The organism is Paraburkholderia sp. BR14312 (assembly GCF_040948675.1).
Lineage (GTDB): Bacteria > Pseudomonadota > Gammaproteobacteria > Burkholderiales > Burkholderiaceae > Paraburkholderia > Paraburkholderia nodosa_A.
Map to the genome: position 1 here is coordinate 1 of NZ_JBFPKI010000016.1, position 19,554 is coordinate 19,554.

At 59.3% G+C, this 19,554-nt stretch carries 14 protein-coding genes and 2 pseudogenes; 12 read left to right on the top strand and 4 right to left on the bottom strand.

All coding sequences use genetic code 11. The annotated features are described in order from the left end of the window. The 7 genes from AB3X98_RS35270 to AB3X98_RS35300 all read left to right on the top strand — a co-directional run. Nucleotides 1-962, top strand: a 962-nt coding sequence (locus AB3X98_RS35270; RefSeq protein WP_368610387.1) for a cupin domain-containing protein, incomplete at its 5' end; no start/stop codon positions are given. Nucleotides 963-1,104: 142 nt separating this feature from the next. Beyond that, complete coding sequence (locus AB3X98_RS35275; RefSeq protein WP_368606818.1) at nt 1,105-1,479, top strand: hypothetical protein; 375 nt, start codon at nt 1,105-1,107, stop codon at nt 1,477-1,479. Further along, entirely contained in the window at nt 1,466-1,645 is a 180-nt protein-coding gene (locus tag AB3X98_RS35280) for a hypothetical protein (RefSeq protein WP_368606819.1), read from the top strand. The genes AB3X98_RS35275 and AB3X98_RS35280 overlap by 14 nt, the downstream gene beginning before the upstream one ends. Before the next feature lie 140 nt (nt 1,646-1,785). After that, on the top strand, nt 1,786-3,195 hold the full coding sequence (antA, locus tag AB3X98_RS35285; protein ID WP_368606820.1) for an anthranilate 1,2-dioxygenase large subunit: 1,410 nt from the start codon (nt 1,786-1,788) through the stop codon (nt 3,193-3,195). Nucleotides 3,196-3,198: 3 nt separating this feature from the next. Further along, complete coding sequence (gene antB, locus AB3X98_RS35290; RefSeq protein WP_368606821.1) at nt 3,199-3,696, top strand: anthranilate 1,2-dioxygenase small subunit; 498 nt, start codon at nt 3,199-3,201, stop codon at nt 3,694-3,696. A gap of 15 nt (nt 3,697-3,711) precedes the next feature. Beyond that, on the top strand, nt 3,712-4,752 hold the full coding sequence (gene antC / locus AB3X98_RS35295) for an anthranilate 1,2-dioxygenase electron transfer component AntC (RefSeq protein ID WP_368606822.1): 1,041 nt from the start codon (nt 3,712-3,714) through the stop codon (nt 4,750-4,752). Nucleotides 4,753-4,923: 171 nt separating this feature from the next. Then, on the top strand, nt 4,924-5,847 hold the full coding sequence (locus AB3X98_RS35300; RefSeq protein WP_368606823.1) for an AraC family transcriptional regulator: 924 nt from the start codon (nt 4,924-4,926) through the stop codon (nt 5,845-5,847). A gap of 542 nt (nt 5,848-6,389) precedes the next feature. Here AB3X98_RS35300 and AB3X98_RS35305 read toward each other — a convergent pair. From AB3X98_RS35305 to AB3X98_RS35320, 4 genes and pseudogenes are all read right to left on the bottom strand, one after another. Beyond that, nucleotides 6,390-7,387, bottom strand: a pseudogene (locus tag AB3X98_RS35305) (IS110 family transposase). A 290-nt stretch (nt 7,388-7,677) separates the two neighbouring features. Further along, on the bottom strand, nt 7,678-8,841 hold the full coding sequence (locus tag AB3X98_RS35310; protein WP_368606824.1) for a M20 aminoacylase family protein: 1,164 nt from the start codon (nt 8,839-8,841) through the stop codon (nt 7,678-7,680). 35 nt (nt 8,842-8,876) lie between these two features. After that, nucleotides 8,877-10,106: a diaminopropionate ammonia-lyase gene (locus tag AB3X98_RS35315; RefSeq protein ID WP_368606825.1), complete on the bottom strand. Its 1,230-nt coding sequence runs from the start codon at nt 10,104-10,106 to the stop codon at nt 8,877-8,879. Between the two features lie 197 nt (nt 10,107-10,303). Next, nucleotides 10,304-11,440: a branched-chain amino acid ABC transporter substrate-binding protein gene (locus tag AB3X98_RS35320; protein ID WP_368606826.1), complete on the bottom strand. Its 1,137-nt coding sequence runs from the start codon at nt 11,438-11,440 to the stop codon at nt 10,304-10,306. Between the two features lie 159 nt (nt 11,441-11,599). Here AB3X98_RS35320 and AB3X98_RS35325 point away from each other — a divergent pair, with 159 nt between their 5' ends. The 5 genes and pseudogenes from AB3X98_RS35325 to AB3X98_RS35345 all read left to right on the top strand — a co-directional run bounded on the left by AB3X98_RS35325 (nt 11,600) and on the right by AB3X98_RS35345 (nt 18,713). Next, a complete protein-coding gene (locus AB3X98_RS35325; RefSeq protein WP_368606827.1) occupies nt 11,600-12,088 on the top strand; it encodes an Lrp/AsnC family transcriptional regulator in 489 nt (162 codons plus the stop codon). A gap of 454 nt (nt 12,089-12,542) precedes the next feature. Then, a pseudogene (locus AB3X98_RS35330) lies at nt 12,543-12,830 on the top strand (amino acid ABC transporter ATP-binding protein); the annotation flags it as partial. Between the two features lie 1,073 nt (nt 12,831-13,903). Then, the gene (locus tag AB3X98_RS35335; protein WP_368606828.1) at nt 13,904-15,544 is read left to right on the top strand and encodes a response regulator; all 1,641 of its coding nucleotides are present in this window, start codon (nt 13,904-13,906) and stop codon (nt 15,542-15,544) included. After that, nucleotides 15,541-16,173, top strand: coding sequence for a response regulator (locus AB3X98_RS35340; protein ID WP_368606829.1), 633 nt, complete (start codon nt 15,541-15,543; stop codon nt 16,171-16,173). Before AB3X98_RS35335 ends, AB3X98_RS35340 begins: the two co-directional genes overlap by 4 nt. Nucleotides 16,174-18,338: 2,165 nt before the next feature. Then, on the top strand, nt 18,339-18,713 hold the full coding sequence (locus tag AB3X98_RS35345) for a transposase (protein ID WP_368606831.1): 375 nt from the start codon (nt 18,339-18,341) through the stop codon (nt 18,711-18,713). Nucleotides 18,714-19,554: the final 841 nt, after the last annotated feature.

The following is a 19,554-nucleotide window of genomic DNA, read 5'->3' on the forward strand; positions in this document are numbered from 1 at the left end:
GTACTGCGATCCTGTCGGGCTGCAATATCAGGTTGCGCCTCGGTGTAGGCCTCGTCGGTGGGGTGGCGAAGCTCGACGTGCTGTGCGACGACGAGTTTCAACTCGGCGACGATACGCGAACACTGACAGCGCCGAACGGCGTCGAGGTCAGGCTCGTCCCGGCCGAGCCTCGCATGAAGCAGCCTGTCAACAGACAGGAACTGGTGTTGTCTCGTGCGCAGGATGGGGCACCGTGGACCGTCGGTCGTGCGGGCCTGCGTTACCGCGACCTGCTGCCAAACCGGCACGGCGGCGCGTTTATCGCATCACATATTCGGATCCTCGGTGGCGGCCCCGTTCCCGATTACGTGCACTTCCACAAGATCCGCTTTCAGACGATTTTCTGCCGCAAGGGCTGGGTTCGGGTCGTCTACGAGGGGCAAGGCGATCCGTTCATTCTGGAAGCGGGCGATTGCGTGCTTCAGCCGCCGGAGATCCGGCACCGCGTGCTGGAAAGTTCGGCCGGGGCAGAGGTGATCGAAATCGGTAGTCCGGCCGAACATATCACGATGGCCGACCACGATATGGCGCTTCCTTCGGCTGTCTATGATCCCGCCCACGATTTCAACGGTCAGCGCTTTGTCCGGCATGTCGCAAAGAACGCCACGTGGAGTCCGTGGAAATCGCCGGGTTTCGTCGTAACGGACACGGGTATCGGTGCGGCAACGAACGGCCTCGCGGGCGTGCGCGTGGTGCGCCCGCAAGGCGAGGGCAAGCCCGTTTCGCGCATGCACGATACGGAGTTCTGCTTTTTCTTCGTGCTCGCAGGAACCCTCGATGTCGTGCAAGGCGACGACCAATGGCATCTTCGAGCAGACGACAGCATTGCGATCCCCGGCATGCTTCCCTATGCGTTCAAGCACTGCAGCGCCGATCTGGAACTGCTCGAAGTGACCTTGCCAGCCGATTTCTCACTCGCCTGAGCAGTCGCTCATGTTCGAGCACGAGATCGTTGCCTTAGTTTGAGCGCGTGATTCCCGTCGCGCTCGATGTGACCGGGGCGGGGGTGTGGCCACGCTGCGCGTTCCGCCCCGGTCTCGCGTTGCCTGTCACCAATGTGCGCGCATGAACCGCCTGCCGTCGTTTATCGCGGTGCAGAACACTGACGATGCGTGGGCCGATATGGAAGTCAATTACTTCGGCGTTGCGACACCAAACGCTTTCACTGCGCCGCACGCGTTCATGACGGACAAGCTCGCCGCGACGGTGTCCACTTCGCGCGCCTTGGCGCTATTGCGGAGCGTGCCCGATACGAGCGGCCGACCGTCTCTGTATGCGGACGTCGAGGAAGATGATCGATGCAACGCTGCCCTCCGATACATTGATGCACAATTGAGCGTTGAGAGAAGCCACGCCGATCTGAACCGAGGTTCGCGCTGTTTCAGAACGTGCGATGCGCGCGCCTTTTTTCGCGCGCGAAATAGGGATGGCACGGCGTGACGTTCAATTTCATGTGCGCTCGGTGGAAGCGCGCGTTGCCACCGTTGCCGTCAACGTTCGTGGCGGCTTTCAGCAGGTCCTGTACTTCGCTCGTTTCGAACGCCGTTCGCTATCCGCTTTTTCCGGCTCAGTGGCGTCAGAAATCACGGTCGGTGAATTGCCTTAATACGGCGCAGGGCAGCCCTATAGACAGGTTGCGCCGCGGAGCAGAAAAAGCGGATAGCGAACGGCGACCAGGCGGATAGCGCCAGTCTCGCATCGGGTATTCAATGCAGTCCATCAAGCACCTGGTCGCAAGACCGCTGAATGGCAGGAGGAGAATCCATCGTGAGAACAGAGAAAGTCACGTCACAATGGCAGGAATTCATCGGCGGATGCCTCGATTTTCGTCCAGCCGAGGGCGTCTATCGCATCGCACGAGAAATGTTTACCGAGCACCAATTGTTCGACCTGGAGATGGAGCTCATCTTCGAGAAGAACTGGATCTACGCGTGTCACGAGAGCGAGATTTCCCAACCGCACGACTTCGTGACAATACGTGCAGGTCGCCAGCCGATGATCATCTCGCGCGATGGCAACGGTCAACTCAACGCCATGATCAACGCGTGCCAGCACCGCGGTGCAACGCTCACGCGTATGGGCAAGGGCAATCAGTCGACTTTCACATGCCCGTTCCACGCTTGGTGCTACAAGAGTGACGGACGCCTCGTGAAGGTCAAGGCTCCCGGCGAGTACTGCGACGACTTCGACAAGTCGACACGTGGCCTCAAGAAGGCGCGCATCGCGAGCTACTATGGCTTCGTGTTCGTGAGCCTCGACGTGGATGGAACAGACACGCTCGAAGACTACCTGGGCGACGCACGCGTGTTCCTCGACATGATGGTGGCGCAATCTCCCACGGGCGAACTGGAAGTGCTGCCGGGCAAGTCCACGTACACCTACGAAGGAAACTGGAAGCTGCAAAACGAGAACGGTCTCGACGGCTATCACGTGAGCACCGTGCACTACAACTACGTCGCCACGGTACAGCATCGCCAGGAGGCGAACGCGAAGAAGGGCGGCTCGATCAACGGCACGCTCGACTACAGTAAGCTTGGCGCCGGCGATGCGGATACCGACGACGGGTGGTTTGCTTTCAGGAACGGCCATAGCGTGCTGTTCAGCGACATGCCGAACCCCGGCGTGCGCCCGGGCTATGGCACCGTGATGCCGCGCCTCGTCGAGGTGTACGGCCAGCAGAAAGCCGAGTGGATGATGCATCGGCTGCGCAACCTGAACGTCTATCCGAGCCTCTTTTTCATGGATCAGATCAGCTCTCAGTTGCGCATCGTGCGTCCAGTCGCCTGGAACAAGACGGAAGTCATCAGCCAGTGCATCGGCATAAAAGGCGAATCGGATCAGGATCGCGAAAACCGCATTCGTCAGTTCGAAGATTTTTTCAATGTCTCGGGAATGGGCACGCCCGACGATCTCGTGGAATTCCGTGAGCAGCAGCGGGGCTTCCAGGCGCGCCTCGAGCGCTGGAGCGACATCTCGCGCGGCTACCACAAGTGGGTGTCGGGTGAAACGGCGAATACGCGGTTACTCGGCATTGCACCTGTGCTCTGCGGCACGGAGCTGACGCAGGAGGGGCTTTACGTCAATCAACATGGCGCCTGGCAGGCGTTTCTCATGAGTGGCCTCGCACAACAATCGAACGTCGGGAAGGAGGCCTGAATCATGGCCGTCACGCAAACGCTGCAGCAATCGGTCGAACAATTTCTGTATCGCAAGGCCGAGCTTTGCGATGCGCAGAGTTGGGACGAGTACCTCGAACTCTTCGACGAAAACAGCACATTTCACGTGCCTCAATGGGACTCCGAGCACGTGTACACGACCGACCCGAAGCGCAGCATGTCGCTGATCTACTACGCGAACCGAACGGGGCTCGAGGACCGTGTGTTTCGGCTGCGCACTGGCAAGTCTGCGGCCTCCACGCCGCTGCCACGTACACTGCATCAGATCACCAACGTGCGTATCGCCGAATGTGAACACGGGAAACTGGAAGTGAAGGCCAACTGGGCGACCTTTTACACGCGGCACGGCGTAGCTGAACACTTCTTCGGGCGCGCTACCTACCAGCTGCAGCCTGCGGGCGGTAGCTGGAAGATCGCACGCAAGCACGTGCTGCTGCTGAACGACACGATCAACGCCGTGCTCGACTTCTATCATCTGTAGACGGGAGTGCGCACAATGAGCCATAAGGTCGCGTTCAGTTTTGCCGACGGCAAAACTGTGTTCTTCGACGTCCGTTCAGGCGAAATCCTCCTCGACGCCGCCCTCCGTAGCGGCGTGAACATTCCGCTCGACTGCCGCGAAGGTGTGTGCGGGACCTGCCAGGGACGCTGCGAGTCGGGCAGCTACACACAGGATTATGTCGATGAAGAAGCACTGTCTCCGCACGATCTGGCTGCGCGTAAGACCTTGTCCTGTCAGACGCGCGTGCAGTCCGACGCCTCGTTCTACTTCGACTTCGATTCGAGCCTTTGCGGCGCGGGGGGAAAGCGGTTGCTCACGGGCCAGGTTTCTGGCGTCAGGCAGGTATCCGAAACGACGGCGATCCTGGATCTGGACGCAGGCGCTCACGCGGGACGCCTTGATTTTCTGCCGGGGCAGTACGCGCGCCTGAAGGTGCCGGGCACGGACGTGTGGCGTTCATATTCGTTCGCCCGCCGGCCCGGCGACGACAACCAGTTGCAATTCCTGATTCGTCTGCTGCCCGACGGCGCGATGAGCAACTACATGCGTGAGCGCTGCACGCCAGGGCAGACGATTGATTTCGAGGCGCCGCTCGGCACGTTCTATCTTCGGCAGGTGGAGCGGCCGCTCGTGATGGTAGCAGGTGGAACTGGCCTGTCCGCATTTCTCGGTATGCTCGACGGTCTCGCTCACAAGGGTGATTGCGACCAGAAGGTGCATCTCTACTATGGTGTGACGAACGCGCGCGACCTGTGCGAACTCGATCGTTTGGCCTCTTACGCGCAACGCATCGCAAACTTCGCGTGCGACATCGTGGTGACGAATCCTTCTGACGGGTGGCAGGGAAGGACTGGCCTCATTCCGGAGCATTTCGACCGCGGGATGCTCGAATCAAACCCCTTCGACATGTACGTGTGCGGTCCGCCTCCGATGGTGGACGCCATCAGGGCATGGCTTGCGCGCGAAGGCATAGGCGACCACCGCCTCTACTACGAGAAATTCGCGGATAGCAACGGCGCGCAGCAGGTCCGGTGAGGTCGCGGCGCAGCACCCATTCAGGGTCTTTTTGTATTCTTTTCCGCGCCCGGGGTGGTTTACTATCGAGTGACCATCAGCCCTCAGTGACACGCAATGTACGCGCCTGCTCTCAACGACAGCCAAGGTATTGACGCGCTGCGTCACGACCTCGAAGGCGCGCAGGAATGGATGGCGTCGATCTGCGGACCGCATCGGTTGCAGGTACGGAGCCCGAAGAAACTGCAGTTCCACCATTCGGGCACGGTGTTGCGGTCGATGGCGAGCTCGTTGGGGTACGTGGAATACGGCACCGATGTCACCGTTTCCATACATAACGAGGCGCCGCTCAACTGCTATAGCGTGAGTCTGCCGCTTTCCGGGCAGCAGGAACTGGCCGCGCATGGTCGTTTGTGGCTATCGGACCGGGACAACGGCCTCGTGTTGTCGCCGCATGAGAGGCAGGACCTTACGATCATGGGAAACTGCCGGAAGATCATCGTTGCGATCCCGAGCCAGGCCCTGCGTCAGGTGCTTGAAAATCTTCTGCGACGGCCGGTTGGTGTCCCGTTGACGTTCGAGCCGCAAATGAATGCCGCCGACGGCGATCAGGCGGCCTGGTGGCGCATGGTCAAGTTTCTGCTGAACGAGATGGGCCACACCGCGCCGTTGCTCAATCATGAGCAGATGGTCGGAAATCTCGAGGAAGCGTTGATCAAGGGGCTGTTGCTCTCTCAGTCGCACAACTATTCGCAGGCGCTCGCGGGGGCCATGGGCCTCTCATGTCCGCACTATCTGTTGCGAGCGAAGCAGTTCATCCACGACAACGCCCGTGAGGACATTGCGCTCGAAGACATCGAGCGCGCGGCCGGTGTGTCGCGCTACAAGCTGTTTGGTGGCTTCCGGCAACACTTCGGGCATGCGCCCATGGCATATCTGAAGTGGCATCGGCTCGAAGCAGTGCGGCGTGAGATTCTTTCCGACTGCTCCGAGCGTAACGTTTCTTCCATTGCGATGAGCTGGGGTTTTTCGCATCTCGGACGCTTTTCCAACGACTACAAGGCCCGTTTCGGCGAAACACCGTCGCAAACACTCAAGCGGGTGACAAGACGCTAAGTGAATATTAATTGCGTGTAGATTGCCAACTGTGATGACTGAGAGACAGTAGAGACGTCGCTCCGACGTATACAGCGCCGTGGACCGCTCTGGCGTCATCCAGTACTGCTGGCTCGAGGAATTCGAAAATCATCATTGCGATTGATGAGGACAAGGACGAGGAAGCGTCAATTTTTTGGTAGCAGTCGTCGGCCTTTTCGGCGACCTCTTTCAGGCTGTGCCTGAGCTGGGGTAATCGTCCTTTTCGTGCATCTATGGACCCGACGCCTTTTGCAAGCTTCTTGTTCGTGATGCCGAAGCGGTCTGCATGCATGTATCCGGCTTCCCAGATGGGCGGTTGGCGAAGCACGCCCGCAGCCTTGATGAGATCCGCGCGCCCCGTCCTTGGTAAAATCGCGGCTTGCTACGAGTGGCAGCCGGCACGAAAAACAGGCTTAAGGATGCTGGTTCAAGCTATTTCGTCTTCACTTTGAGAAGCTTCGCAAACATGGGTGGGGGCTCCTTACCGGCGGCTTTGGGAGGTTATGTTGCCGCGCTTCTCGTCATAAAGTCGCTTCGCTGCTGAGCAGTGCCTGGATGATCCGCGCGTTCCTGTTGGCCAGTGGGACCGCTGCGCAGTTATGGCCCGCGTCGAGCCATCAGCTCTTGAAGCCAGATGATCAATTTTTTTCCGTGCATAGCGCGGAACAGCCCGAGCACCGTGAATGAGCAAGATCGGCAGGTATGTGTCGCCGCGTCGGCTGATGCCGTGCAGGCGAGGCTTGCCGCCAGACGAATACTGTCGAGGCACGAGGCCGAGCCAGGCGGACAGATGCCGGCCGTTGCGAAACTGCCTGGCATCCCCGACCGCGGCGACAACGGCCGTGGAAGTAATTGGGCCAATACCAGGGATCTCGGCGATCTTCCTGCAGAGCGCGGATTTCTTCATGAACGTCTGGATGGATGCCTCGATGAGATGAACACGTTCCTCTATGGCGCGCATGTGCTGCAGAAGGTCGGTGAGCAGCGTCTGGCAAAAGGAAGTCAGTTCGTCTGCGCTCGTACGTAGCAGTTCCGGTATCGCGCGCGTGAGGTCTTCCGATGAGCGCGAAATGGCCAGCCCGCGCTCGCCGAACAGCCCACGTATCTGGTTGTTCAGCGCGGTACGGGACGCAGCAGGATTGCGCGCATGCGGTGCGCCGCCTGGATGTCCTGTTGCTCAACCGATTTGATCGTCACGAAGCGCATGGTGGGCCGGCTGGCAGCCCCGACGATCGCCTCCGTATCCGTTGCGGTCGCTCTTGTTCGCCTTGACGAACGGTGCGACATATTGCGGGCTGATCAGCCTGACTTGAATACCGATCGACTGGAAACGCCTCCCCCAGTGGTGGGCCGCGCTGCATGCTTCCATGACGACCCACTTCGGGTTCAAGGCGCATACGGCTTCGAAGAACGAGCTGCGCGAGACCTTCGACCGATGCACAACACGACCGCGACGATCAACGCCGTGGAGCTGGAAGATCTGTTTCGCTAGATCAATGCCGAGAACGTCGATTTCCATGATGAACCTCCGCACGTCTGGGTGACTGCGTTAGTGTCTCCCGGTGGGAGGCGCGGGGTCCATCTCGGTAAAATCTGGCGGTTCCTCCTAGACGCCTTTAGCGGCACAACTCAGCCGGCGATCCCGACGGTTATCGGCAGTCCTGGCGGCGACCTGCGGTAACCGCCTGCGAATGGCGCGATTCCCCTCGAAGCGAGAGGCGCTTGACGACTGCGGATTCGGCCCTTCGAGACACGTCCCAACGTGTGGCCGCTAACCTGTGTTCAACGGCCGCCGCGCGTGGCGAGCTGTCAGCGTGCCGGCAATTGCCGTCGCGCAATCTCAGCAAAGTATCGCGATCCGACTGACAGTATGTCGTCGTTGAAATCGTAGGTAGCGTTGTGCAGAGGAACGCCGCCGTTTTGGGGCTCCGTTCCGTTGCCGATAAAGATGAAATTTCCCGGTACAACCTGCAGAAACGCACCGAAGTCCTCCGAGATCATCATAGGCTGAACGTTGGCGTCCACATTATCCGCGCCAACGACATGCGAAGCGGCTGAAACCGCTACATCGACAAGCTCTGGTGTATTCACGGTAGGGACGAACTCATGCGTGTACTGGAAGTCGCACTCGGCTCCGTGTGTCCGGCAGATGCCCTCACTGACTTCCCTCATCCGGATCGTCAGCAGCTTCTGCACTTCTGGGGCGTAGCTGCGCGTGTCGCCTTTGATGATGACATTCGAAGGAATGACGTTTCTAAGACCGTCCGTAACTATCTCAGTACACGAGATGACTGCGGACAGGCTTGGGTCCAAATTGCGCGAAATAATCGTCTGTAGACCGAGCACAATTTGCGAGGCAATGACAATGGGGTCGACGCCCATATGAGGTCGTGCTGCGTGCGTGCCTCTTGCCTTGATGTGAATTACGAAGTTGTCTTCGCTAGCCATTATGCCGTTCGGACGGGTTGCGAAGCTGCCTGCGGGCATCCCGGGCATGTTGTGCGCGCCGAAAATGGCGTCGACAGGAAACCGCTCGAACAACCCGTCTTGCATCATCGCTTTCGCGCCACGTCCGTGTTCTTCGGCGGGCTGGAAGATGAAGCGAACCATGCCGTCAAAGTCTTTTCGCTCCGCGAGAAGTTGCGCTGCGCCGAGAATCATCGCCATGTGTCCGTCGTGACCGCATGCGTGCATTTTCCCCGGAATACACGATGCGTAAGGTCTGCCGGGCGCATTCTCGGTGATGTTTAGCGCATCCATTTCGGCGCGAAGGCCGATAACCCGTGTCCCGTTGCCAATCTTCAAGTTGGCGACCATCCCGGTTCCACCAATGTTGCGATGAACCTCGAGGCCGAGTGTCTTCAGAACACTGGCAACGTAGTCCGACGTCTGTACTTCTTCGAAGCCTGTTTCGGGATTCTTGTGGAACTGATGACGCCAGTTCTTCAGGCGCTCTTGTAGGGACATTTCCATGGTGCGCTCCTCGACTTTGAGGCGGTGATTGGATGTCAGTGCTCGAGCGATTTTTGCCACTCGCTCTGGCGCGCAAGAACGGCTTCCGCCGACTCGCCAACGAGGTCTCGATACACTGCGGGCGCCGTGGCACCCTCGGTATTGATGGCCAGCACGTGTGAGTCGGGTCCAAGTCCTACCTGCTGGGCAAGTGCCGGGTTTTGCATGAGCACGCTCAGGCCCGCGAATCCCGCGGCACCGGACTCTCCAACCACTAAAGGAGCGTCACGGTCGCTGCCAGCGGCAAGTGAACGCATTGCTGCCACCGCGTCATCGTCACTGATGGTCATGAAATGGTCGACGCACCGCTCGAGAATTTTCCAGGCCAAGGGGGATGTCTCTCCGCAGGCGAGGCCGGCCATGACCGAATCAACGGAGCCAGTCGCTTTCGTGGCGTAGCCTGCGATGGCGCTTTGATAAAGACAGTCTGCCTGCTGAGGCTCGACGACAACGAATCGGGGCCGCCGCGCTTCGGCGTGCTCCCAGAGATAACTCGCGACGCCTGCTGCGAGACCACCGACGCCTCCTTGCAGGAATACGTGGGTGATTGGTTGCGAAAGGGTGGAACTGCCGAGCTGCCGTATTGTTTCAGCGGCAATCACGCCATATCCCTGCATCACATCCCGAGGAATCGCTTCGTAGCCTTCGTAGGACGTGTCTGAGACAACGTGCCAACCATTTTGGGCCGCCAGTGCTGCCGCATGCTCAACCGATTCATCGTAGCTACCCGCGATGCGAATATTCTTCGCGCCGTACAAAGCGATGGCCTGCTCCCGTTCTACGCTGACGTTGGCGTGAAGGACGATGACACACCGACAACCGATGTCGCGTGCGGCGGCTGCCAATGACTTTCCGTGATTACCATCGGTGGCGCTGATAACAGTCAGGTTCGAAAACATCCCGGCATATTGCCCGCGAAGAAGACCGGCCGGATTCAGGCTATGAGTGTGCCAGTGCCGAAGAATCAACCGCACGAGTGCGATGGGCGCGCCTAACGCTTTGAAGCTGCCAAGCGGCGAGCGGAAGCCTTCGTCCTTCAGGCTGATACGTGCGACGCCCAATGCTGCCGCGGCGTCCGGGAGGTCCCAGAGCGGCGTCGCTGAACGAGAGATCTGGTCCCAATCGGCTAGCCAGGCGCCGCTTTCGTCTGCTGCCCGAATGTTCAGAATGCTTTTGAGTTCATCTGGGTACGGCCCTTTGGACGCGCGGGAATTTGCAGTCAACATTGAGAAGAGCTCCAGGGAGGCATCCGATATGCCGTATTTCTATTGCCAAAGTCCAAGTGCTGGCTCGGAGGAACAGCAGGAATAATATTGCAATGCTTTGTTTATTTGGGATCTAAAACTCGACGCAAATCGAGAAAATTTCTCGCATGCGGTGCTGGAGGCATTATGGCACCGCCGCACCCAACTGCGCGTTCAGGTCAGCGGACTACCGACTTGTCGCTCCAGACGTTGTTGTCAAACTGCCGTACCGTGATTGCACCGTTGCGGATGTCACCTGCTTCATCGAACCGAATGGGGCCGGTCACCCCGTCAACCTTCACCGACCGCAATTGCGCCACGTAAACTTTCGGGTCAGTAGAGTTGGCTGCTTGCATAGCGGCTGCCATGGTCATGACTGCGTCGTACGCGTAGGGAGCATAAAGCTGAACCGGCGTCTTGAACCTTTGTTCGAACCGTTTGAAGAATGCCGGGCCGTGTGGCATCTGAGAAGGCGGTACGCCGGCGAGTGTGCAATACATATCGTTGGTCATTGATGAGCCGCCGAGGGCAATGAACTGCGGCGTGCACGCTTCGTCGCCAGCAATGAACTTGACTTTCATTCCGAGCCGACGCATTTGTTGTATAAAGGCGGCCGCCTGCGTGTCGCCACCCGTGAAAGCAACGGCATCAGGTCTGCGATTTTTGATCGTCGTGAGAACCGCCATCCAGTTGGTTGTCTTGTCGGTCCCGAATTCGCGGTCGACGACGGTACCGCCCGCGGACTGCACCGCCTTTTCAATCTGGTCAGCGAGGCCCTGGCCGTACGCTGTACGGTCGTCCACGATTGCAACCCTGGGAGCTTTCAGGTCTCGTACCAGATAAGTTCCGATGACCGAGCCTTGGCGGACATCGTTTGCGACCATTCGAAACACCGACTTGAGTCCTTGCTGGGTCAGCAATGGATTAGTAGCCGATTCGGTAATCATCGGAATTCCAGCGCCTGCGTAAATCCTCGAAGCGGGAATCGATGTGCCGGAGTTGGCATGCCCCACGACGCCGGCAACACGGTCGTCTACTAGCTTCTGCGCAACCGTCACTGCGGTCTTCGGATCGGCGGCGTCATCTTGCGAATCTAGCTCGAAGGTGACCGAGTGACCGCCGATTTTCAGCTTCCTGGTATTCAAGTCCTCGATTGCAAGCCGTACTCCGTTCTCGTCATCCTTTCCGATGTGTGCGAGCTCGCCAGTCAGAGGCGAAACCTGGCCTATTTTGACGGTAACGTCTGCGTCGGCCGCCGATGCAGATGCGGCAATTGAGACCGCCATCAACGTGTTGAAAAGTTGTCTGGTTTTCATGATCTTCGGTGGGAATACGAAACGGGGTGGGAGGGTGCCGAAGTCCCCAGCCGTCAGCTGCTCTAGCAGCGGTGACCGAAAGCGCTTGACATGAACAGTTTATTGCGAGTAAACCTTTATTATTTATTCTTTTGCGCCCACGTTTCGAGAAAATTTCTCATGTCGAATCTTCGTGATGTCGAGCTAGACGCTTTCGATTTGCGGATCCTCGCAATCGTGCAACGGAACAACCAGATGCCCCATCGTGAGATCGGGCATGAAGTGAACCTGTCCGTCCCGTCCGTGGCGCGAAGGCTTCAGAAGCTTAGAAGTGCTGGCGTCATTGCTGCGGACCGCAGCCTACTGAATCCCGATACGCTCGGTTCCCGGGTCACGATAATCACTCACGTTTCCGCGGAGAGTGAGGCGATAGAGTTGCTCGATGCGATGAAGGCACGGTTCGATGCCTGCGAGCAAGTCCAGCAGTGCTATTACGTGACCGGCGACGTTGACTTCATCCTTATTTTCTGCGCGCGGGACATGGCGGAGTACACGGCCCTAACGCGGGCGCTGTTCTTCGCGGAGGGCAACGTTCGAAGCTTCCGTACCTTTGTCGCGATGGAGCGGGTCAAAATAACGCTCGATGTGCCACTCGGTCGGGCGAAGTAGGCCTGTCTCCCGATTGGTCAACCGACACCCGGAAGTGCACATCTCTTCTTCAAGGTGAGCCATCTACGCAACGAATAGGCCCGTCAACACGAACTGCACGAGCTTCGGCAACACGACCAACCACTTGGCACACTGAGTTGGCCGATACCCTTAGTCTTGCGTCCGTAGACGGTGTGACGGTGCTTCTGCTCCCGCGTGTACGCGATGTTCAACGCGCTATCCATGCAACCAGATTTCTAAACGCGCTTACGCAGGCGGCCGACGAAGTTTGAAAAAAGATTGATTGAAGAATTAAGTACCCCTCGCTTGGTACGTGCAGCTCAACTACACGCGAGGCGCCAACATATCCCTGCGCTATACGCAGGACTAACTGTTACGTGAGCTACCGGTACGTGGTCTCGTTGAGTGCTCTCGCCAGCATGCGGTTGGCTGCGGAATTATCCGGCTCATTGTAGAAGGTGTGGCCATCGCGCGTGCGCTGGCGATGAATCCGAGCGTGCTGCTGTGCGACGAAATCACGTCGGCGCTCGATCCCGAAATGGTCGGCGAAGTCCTTAGCGTGGTTGAAAGCCCCGGACGCGAACACATGACGCTCATCATAGTGACGCACGAAATGCGCTTTGCGCGCGCGGTCAGCGACAAACTCGTGTTCATGCATCAGGGCCGCGTGTGGGAAAGCGGCACGCCCGAGGAAATTTTCGACCGGCCTTCGACGGTCGAATTGCGCCGCTTCATCCAATAAGGGCTGCCGGCGGCGCGGCGATTGCCCCAAGCCCCCGGGGCCGTCCGAGTTGCTCCGCGCCGCGCGAACACATACAGTATCGCCTCGTCGCGCACCCCGCATCGGCCGGCGCCCAACGGGCCGTGGGCGAACGCGGCTATTGCTGACCGATCACGGTTCTCATTTTTAGGCATAGATATCGGCGAGGGCATCCGCCGCGATGCATACGGGAGAGGGCAGTTGTCCTTGCGCCGCTCGCGAGGCCGATGCTGCGCAGCCTCGGCCGAAAGACGGCAGGCGCAGGGGTAGACGTGCGGGTAGGCGTGCGAACGTCTTCGGCGCTCGTTGCCCGGTTCGAGATCCTGGGCGAATCCGGTGCGGGTGCGCAAGCCGGATAGGGATTCCCTGACATAAAATTCAGCATTTCCCTTTCGTGTTTACCGTCGAAGATGACTGCAGGGTAGCGTCCGCCGGTACATGATGAAAGGTCAGCGGTCAAAGCTGAAGAGGCTGTACGCGATGAATGGCGGATAGCTGGACATGGGACGCGTTGAGGAAGTGAACACCGTCTGCGATGGACTGCTCGTCCTCGCGCCGCACTGGACTGACCGGTGCACTGCGGGGGCGGGCACGAGGTCGCAAGACGCCGCCTGCAGAAACTGATAAAGGTATTGCGTTTACATGCGGGCGAGTTTGACCTCCAGACTTTATCGACGACTGGCGCACCCGTGCACAGCTTCGATGAACGGATCGACCGGGCGGAAATGCCAGCGAGACGCCCGCTTGCCGGATTGAGGGAATCGCAGGTCGCGGGGATGACTGGAGCCAGCGACAGCTGATGTCGCCTTGCCACGGGACGGCTGAACGCCACGCAGGACCTGCGCGCTTGAGGCATCCGCTGATCTCTGGCTGGCAGATTGAAAAACGCTTGCGCGTTTGGCAAGAGTGCAGAACAAGAAATCCAGAACTGGAGCACTCATGGACATGCTGACTTCCAGCAGGATCGGGGCATGGCGGGGACCGTGCTATTGCCCGCGTCACGGTATTGTCGTCGGAATGCGGGCAGTCACGCATGCTATGGGCGGGACATCCCCATGAGCGACCACCCAGGCGAGGCAATTGGGCCGGACGATCCCTGCACGATCCTGGTCGCCGACGGTCCCCCGTCCGATATCAGCGTGATCGCGGAGCATCTTGCAAAGGAGGGGTTCCGGGTGCTGGCCGTGCACGACAGCGTTGAGGTGCTGGTATGCGCAAGTCAATCGCAGCCTGACCTGATTCTCCTCGATCAGGATATATCGTGCATTGATGGTCTTGCGACCTGCCGTCGCCTGAAGCGTGATGAGCGCACATGCAGTATCCCGGTGATCGTCATGACCCTGGCGCACGGCGGCCATGAACTTGCGGCGGGAATCGGCGCGGGTGCGGCCGACTACGTGCACAAGCCAGTGCGCATCGACGAGTTGATGGTCCGGGTGCGGACGCACATCGAATTGCACCTGACTCGCCAGCGGTGCATTTCCCAGCAGCATCAGTTGTTCAACGATGCGCGCACGCATCGTCTTGTGCAGGCCGAGCACGCGCGTGTGCATGCGGAACTCGAGCAGCGCGTTGCGCGGTGTGCCGACGAGCTGGCCGGTGTGCAGGCGAAGCTTGCAGCGCAGATCGACGAACGGCGGCATAGCGATGCACGCCTGCTGGCCTGCGAAGCACAGTTTCGAGCGATCGTCGATTCGGGCCCTGTCCCGATGTGCATCACCTCGATGCCCGACGGGCATCTGCTCTATGCGAATGCACGGCTGCGCGAGTTGTTGCGTCTCGACGAGCAGGCGTGCGGTACCATCGACATGGCTGAATTTTACGTTGTTCCAGCGGAGCGCGAACAGTTGATTCGCTGTCTCGCTGCAGAGCGCAGCTTCAGTGATGCCGAGGTCCGGCTGCGCCGTGCGGACGGGACACAGTTTTGGGCAATGGCGACCGCACGCCTGGCGAACTACGACGACAGGCCGGCAATCTATGTTGGCCTGCACGACATATCCGCGCGCAAGCGCAGCGAAGAGGAGCTCCTTCGTTCGCGCGAGCAGCAGCGCGAACTGTCGGCATACCTGGACGGTGTTCGGGAAGATGAGCGCAAACGGAGCGCACTCGAGATTCAGAACGATCTGGGCCAGTTGCTGGCCGCGCTGAAGATGGACGTGTCGTTGCTGAGGATGCGGCTCTCGGACGATTCCGAGGCCCTCGGGCGGGCCGATGACATGCGCGAGCTCGTAGAGGGCACGATCTGGATGGTCCGCAACGTAGCCAGCCGGCTGCGACCCGTGGCACTCGACTTTGGCCTGCTGTCGGCCCTCGAGTGGCTGACTGGCCAATCGGGCCAGCACGACGCAATCCAGTGCGAGTTGCACGTCGAAGGTAGCGAACCAGCACTGTCGGACATGCAGGCCACGGTGTTGTTCCGGATCGTGGAGGCTGCACTCACGAACGTTGCGCGCCACGCCGCTGCGCGGCGCGTCGACGTCACGCTCGCGACGCGCACGGGTTCACTTCATCTGAGCGTGCGCGACGACGGTCGCGGGTTCGATTTGAAGGCCGCGTATGCAGGCAGAGCGTATGGTCTGCTAGGTATGGCGGAGCGCGCACGGTTGATCGGCGGGACCCTGCGAATCGACAGCGAGCCAGGGAAGGGCACTACGGTGTCAATACATGTTCCAGAGGAAGTCGGTTGCAGTTCATGATCAGGATACTTATCGCCGATGACCATGCCATCGTGCGTGGTGGACTCAGGCAGATTCTCGCGACGACGTCCGACATTGTCGTGACGACCGAAGCAGGGGAGGGCCCGGAGGTAATCGAGAAACTGAGGACCAGCGAAATCGACCTGCTTCTTCTGGACATGAAGATGCCGGGCCTAAGCGGCGTCGATCTCATACGCCGCGTGCGTTCGGACCGGCCCACGCTGCCGGTGCTCGTGCTCAGTATCTACAACGAGGCGCAGGTGGCATCACGGGCGCTGCGCGCCGGCGCCACGGGATATGTGACGAAGGACAGCGATCCCCAAGTCCTGCTCGCGGCGATCCGCAAGCTCGCTGACGGCGGACGCTTTATCGACCCGAAGCTCGTCGACCCCATGGTGTTCGAGAAGTATGGGGTCGACGCGCCACCGCACGAAATTCTTTCGGATCGCGAGTTTCAGGTGCTTCAGATGCTTTCCGGTGGCAGGACCATCAAGAACATTGCCGATGCGTGTGCACTCAGCGCCAAGACTATCAGCACACACAAGATGCGGCTGATGCAGAAGCTCGGTCTTGCGAACAACGCCGAGCTAATCCGCTACGCGATCCGCCATCGCCTGATTACTGAATAAGCTGTGCAGGTCCTCGAGGGTCGATCACATGCAGGAAATCCTGACACGGGAATCAGCGATCCCTTGTGGAACTATCGGCCGTTCCCGATGGAGGCGTCCGTGAGAGCCGCCTACGATAGGATCAACGGGTGGGAGCGCAGCAATGGTGGTAGAGCAGTCCTTACGCATGGCGGTCGGTAAGTGGCTTGGCAGAGACACAAGCGGACTGCCCGGGTACGGGCGGTGCGTCGTTAGCGTTCGGTCCGGATTGTCAGCGTGTGCGTCGAGGCGCCGGGTCTGAATGGTCCCTGCGCGCTGTTTTTCTTCCAATGCGGAGCCACGGTTGGCACGTTCCCTCCCCCGAAGCGCGTGCGTCCTGCGGTGAGCGTCGAACGGCAAGCCGCATGAATGTGCGCCAACGAGGACGTAACGCCGCAAGAGGTGGAGGAACTGGCGTGCGTGGATGAGCAAGTGAGCCACCGATACAACCATGCCGTCGCGGCGGCCGTCATCGGGTGGCTTTTTTCTCGACGAAACAAAGGTCGAGCGCGTTGATAGTTGACGTTGGCTGGATGCCAGCGGAAGCTGTGCCAACGTTTTTTTTGGCACGCCCCACTGTTTCTGGCGTCACCTCGTGGCCCGGAAACGGAGAGGAGTTTTAGGACCGGAGGCCCGACGTGGCTGTCATATTCAACGATGTCTTCTGGGGGGTGTGGGGCAATCACCGGCCAGTGCAACAATGCAGTTCGCGACGCTTGCTGTCCAATTTCTCATGTTTTGGCACTTCCCTCGAGTGGCCAGAACCTTCGAGCCGTCTCCCTGGAGACGGCTTTTTTTCTATGGGCGGCGAGCTGCGCGTTTGCTCCTCTGCTGATCTGCGATCGCTGCCCCACGCTAAGCTCCATGCAATGACCGGTAATCAAAACGGATAGCCCGTTCTGCCGCGCATTATTGCGCCAGATTTCCGAACCGGCTCTCGAGGGTGATTGGGCATGAACAGGAACCTGGGTGCCCCGTTACCCGGCACGCGTATAGCGCGCCGAGTACAGCGGTGCAGGCGACAGCGCCGTCAATCATCTTGATGGTGATGGCGGTTTTTCCGGGGATGATAGCCGCGATCACAGCCAGTATGATTGAGTGCTCGCAGCGAGATAGCGCAAACTGGATCAAAGTAAGCGGCGTCACAGACGTAGATCCGTGGCCGCGTTTCCGACGCTCGAACTTTGCCCTCCCTGACATTCTCCTGCCGAGTGTTTCGGTAGAATAGGACCATTAAATTCGGGGCAGACGATCAGCGAAGAAACGTACCCACCGGCTCGCGATCAGCTGGACGGGGGGATGGTGCTCTCTTCCTTGAGGCAGTAGTCCTGATCTTTTGCGATACGACTCGCCGCGTTGGGTAGTTTAACGCTGTGTCACTTGCGTGGCGGCGTCAATATAGCATGGGGATATATAAAAGCTAACGCAAAGCGCAAAGTTCACGCTAATGTAAGTACTAGAAAATAATATAGAACAATTCGGACATCGAGAAGAATCCAATCGTGTTGAAAGTTTGCATTGAGAGCAACGAGCATGAGAGAGGGACCGGAATCGTGTCTGTTTGCCTGACAGTGGCGGCGTGACTGGGTTCGCGATGGCCCGTGCGCGGATGACATTGATGTGGCGACACCGCGGGCGCTGGACGTGGCCAAGGAGGGGCGCCATCAATACGTTACTCGATTATCCGCCGCCGGCCCAGCGAACGTGGCGTCAGTCAATTCCGACGGCGATCATGTGAAAGCCAGCAAGGTCAGCACCACGCCGTTCGACCGTAGCGACGAGAGTAAGGCGCTGCACATGGATCTGTCCTTTGCGCAGGACGGTGACGGCCATGGCACGCGTTGGGTATCGACCAGGCGCCTGCGGTCGGTGCCGTCGCGAAGTCGCTGATCCATGAGGTCAATCAGTGGCTCCCTGGGTCACTCTGCATCGCAGTCTTCGTGATCGCGATCCAATGGAGCTCAGGGCATCGCGCGACGCCTGCGAATCATCGACCCTGGTCACGAAGCGTATAACGCAGCTTCACCTGCATTTCCGTGACTGGTGAAGGCCCTCTCGTCAATGCAGCGACGAGCTTAAATGGCCGGAAGTCGACTCGGAAAACTCGACATAACGCTTTGATAATCTGCAGAAGTGCTGGGGAATAGATGGCGAAGTGGAAACCGTACAGGGACGTGACCGATGAAGAATGGGCGTTCGTAAGAGGCATGATTCCGGAAATGCGTCCGCGTGAGGACAAGCGCGGGCGAAAGGGCGCGGATGCGCGGGCGGTGTTCAACGGTGCGTTGTGGGTGTTTGCGAACGACATGCCATGGTCGGCGTTACCCTCGAGGTTCCCCCCGTATAAGACGTGTCATCGTCGATGGAGGCTGTGGAGCGAGTGTGGCGCATTCGAGCGAATGGCAAAGTTGCTGTTTGGTGCAGCAGCGGACGATCTATTGGCGACAGTCCGTCGACGACGCCGACAACTGGACGGTGATTCAATCGTGTGGCGCAGCGTAGGCGTAGACTGGAGGCGTTAGTGGGAAGGCGTCGTCGAATGCGATGGAGACGACAAAAGGGCCACTTGAAGAACGCCACAGACGGACGTGGACCGCATTCCTGCCATCACGGCCAATGTGAAATTCCCTGCGGCAACTGCACCGCAGGCTGGTCGCGGCAGAGTTCAATGGCTTTGCCGCTGCACTTGTCGACGTTCGTCCGTCACGCTAACCATAGGAAGATGCGCATTCGCCGAAATTCGTATTGGAGAGAAAAATCGCGGGCACGAAACACGCTGTCCATCGTGTGGTGCGACCTCTATGGCGCGTCCGTCGTCGAGAGGTCGGATCGGTGCTGAATGGGACGCCGCGATTGCCCACCCCTGCGCGGACGGCAGGAACATCGCCGTGCGGTTAGTGCAAAGTTTCGGTAGCGAAGGCAGATAGCAATCGATTGGGACCGCGCCTCCGAGGGGCTGCTCATGTTGGGTGACGAGGCGACGAGAGGCGCGAACGGCGCAATCTTACGAAAGATCCGAAGGCGATGCCTTGCGCGGTGTGTTCTCCCACAAAGCAACGGCGCAGGAAGCCCCTTGCTCCGATTTGGGCGAAGCCGCTGCGACCCAGTCAAAAATCGTCACGGTAATTCCCGCGGAGCCTCTTCCTAACGGGCAGCCCCTGTTTGCCGTTCTGCTCGGCACCAGTACTATCATTCGCCGGGCGCGATGGCTGACGGTCCGTCCGCATGTTGTTGGCGGCGTTCCGATGGACAATCACGAACGCCACACATATCGCACCGCCCGCCAGTACGTACCGGATCGCCTGCAGATGGTGCATCACGACTCCGGTTGATCACACGCGGCGATCGGATGCGCACATAGAT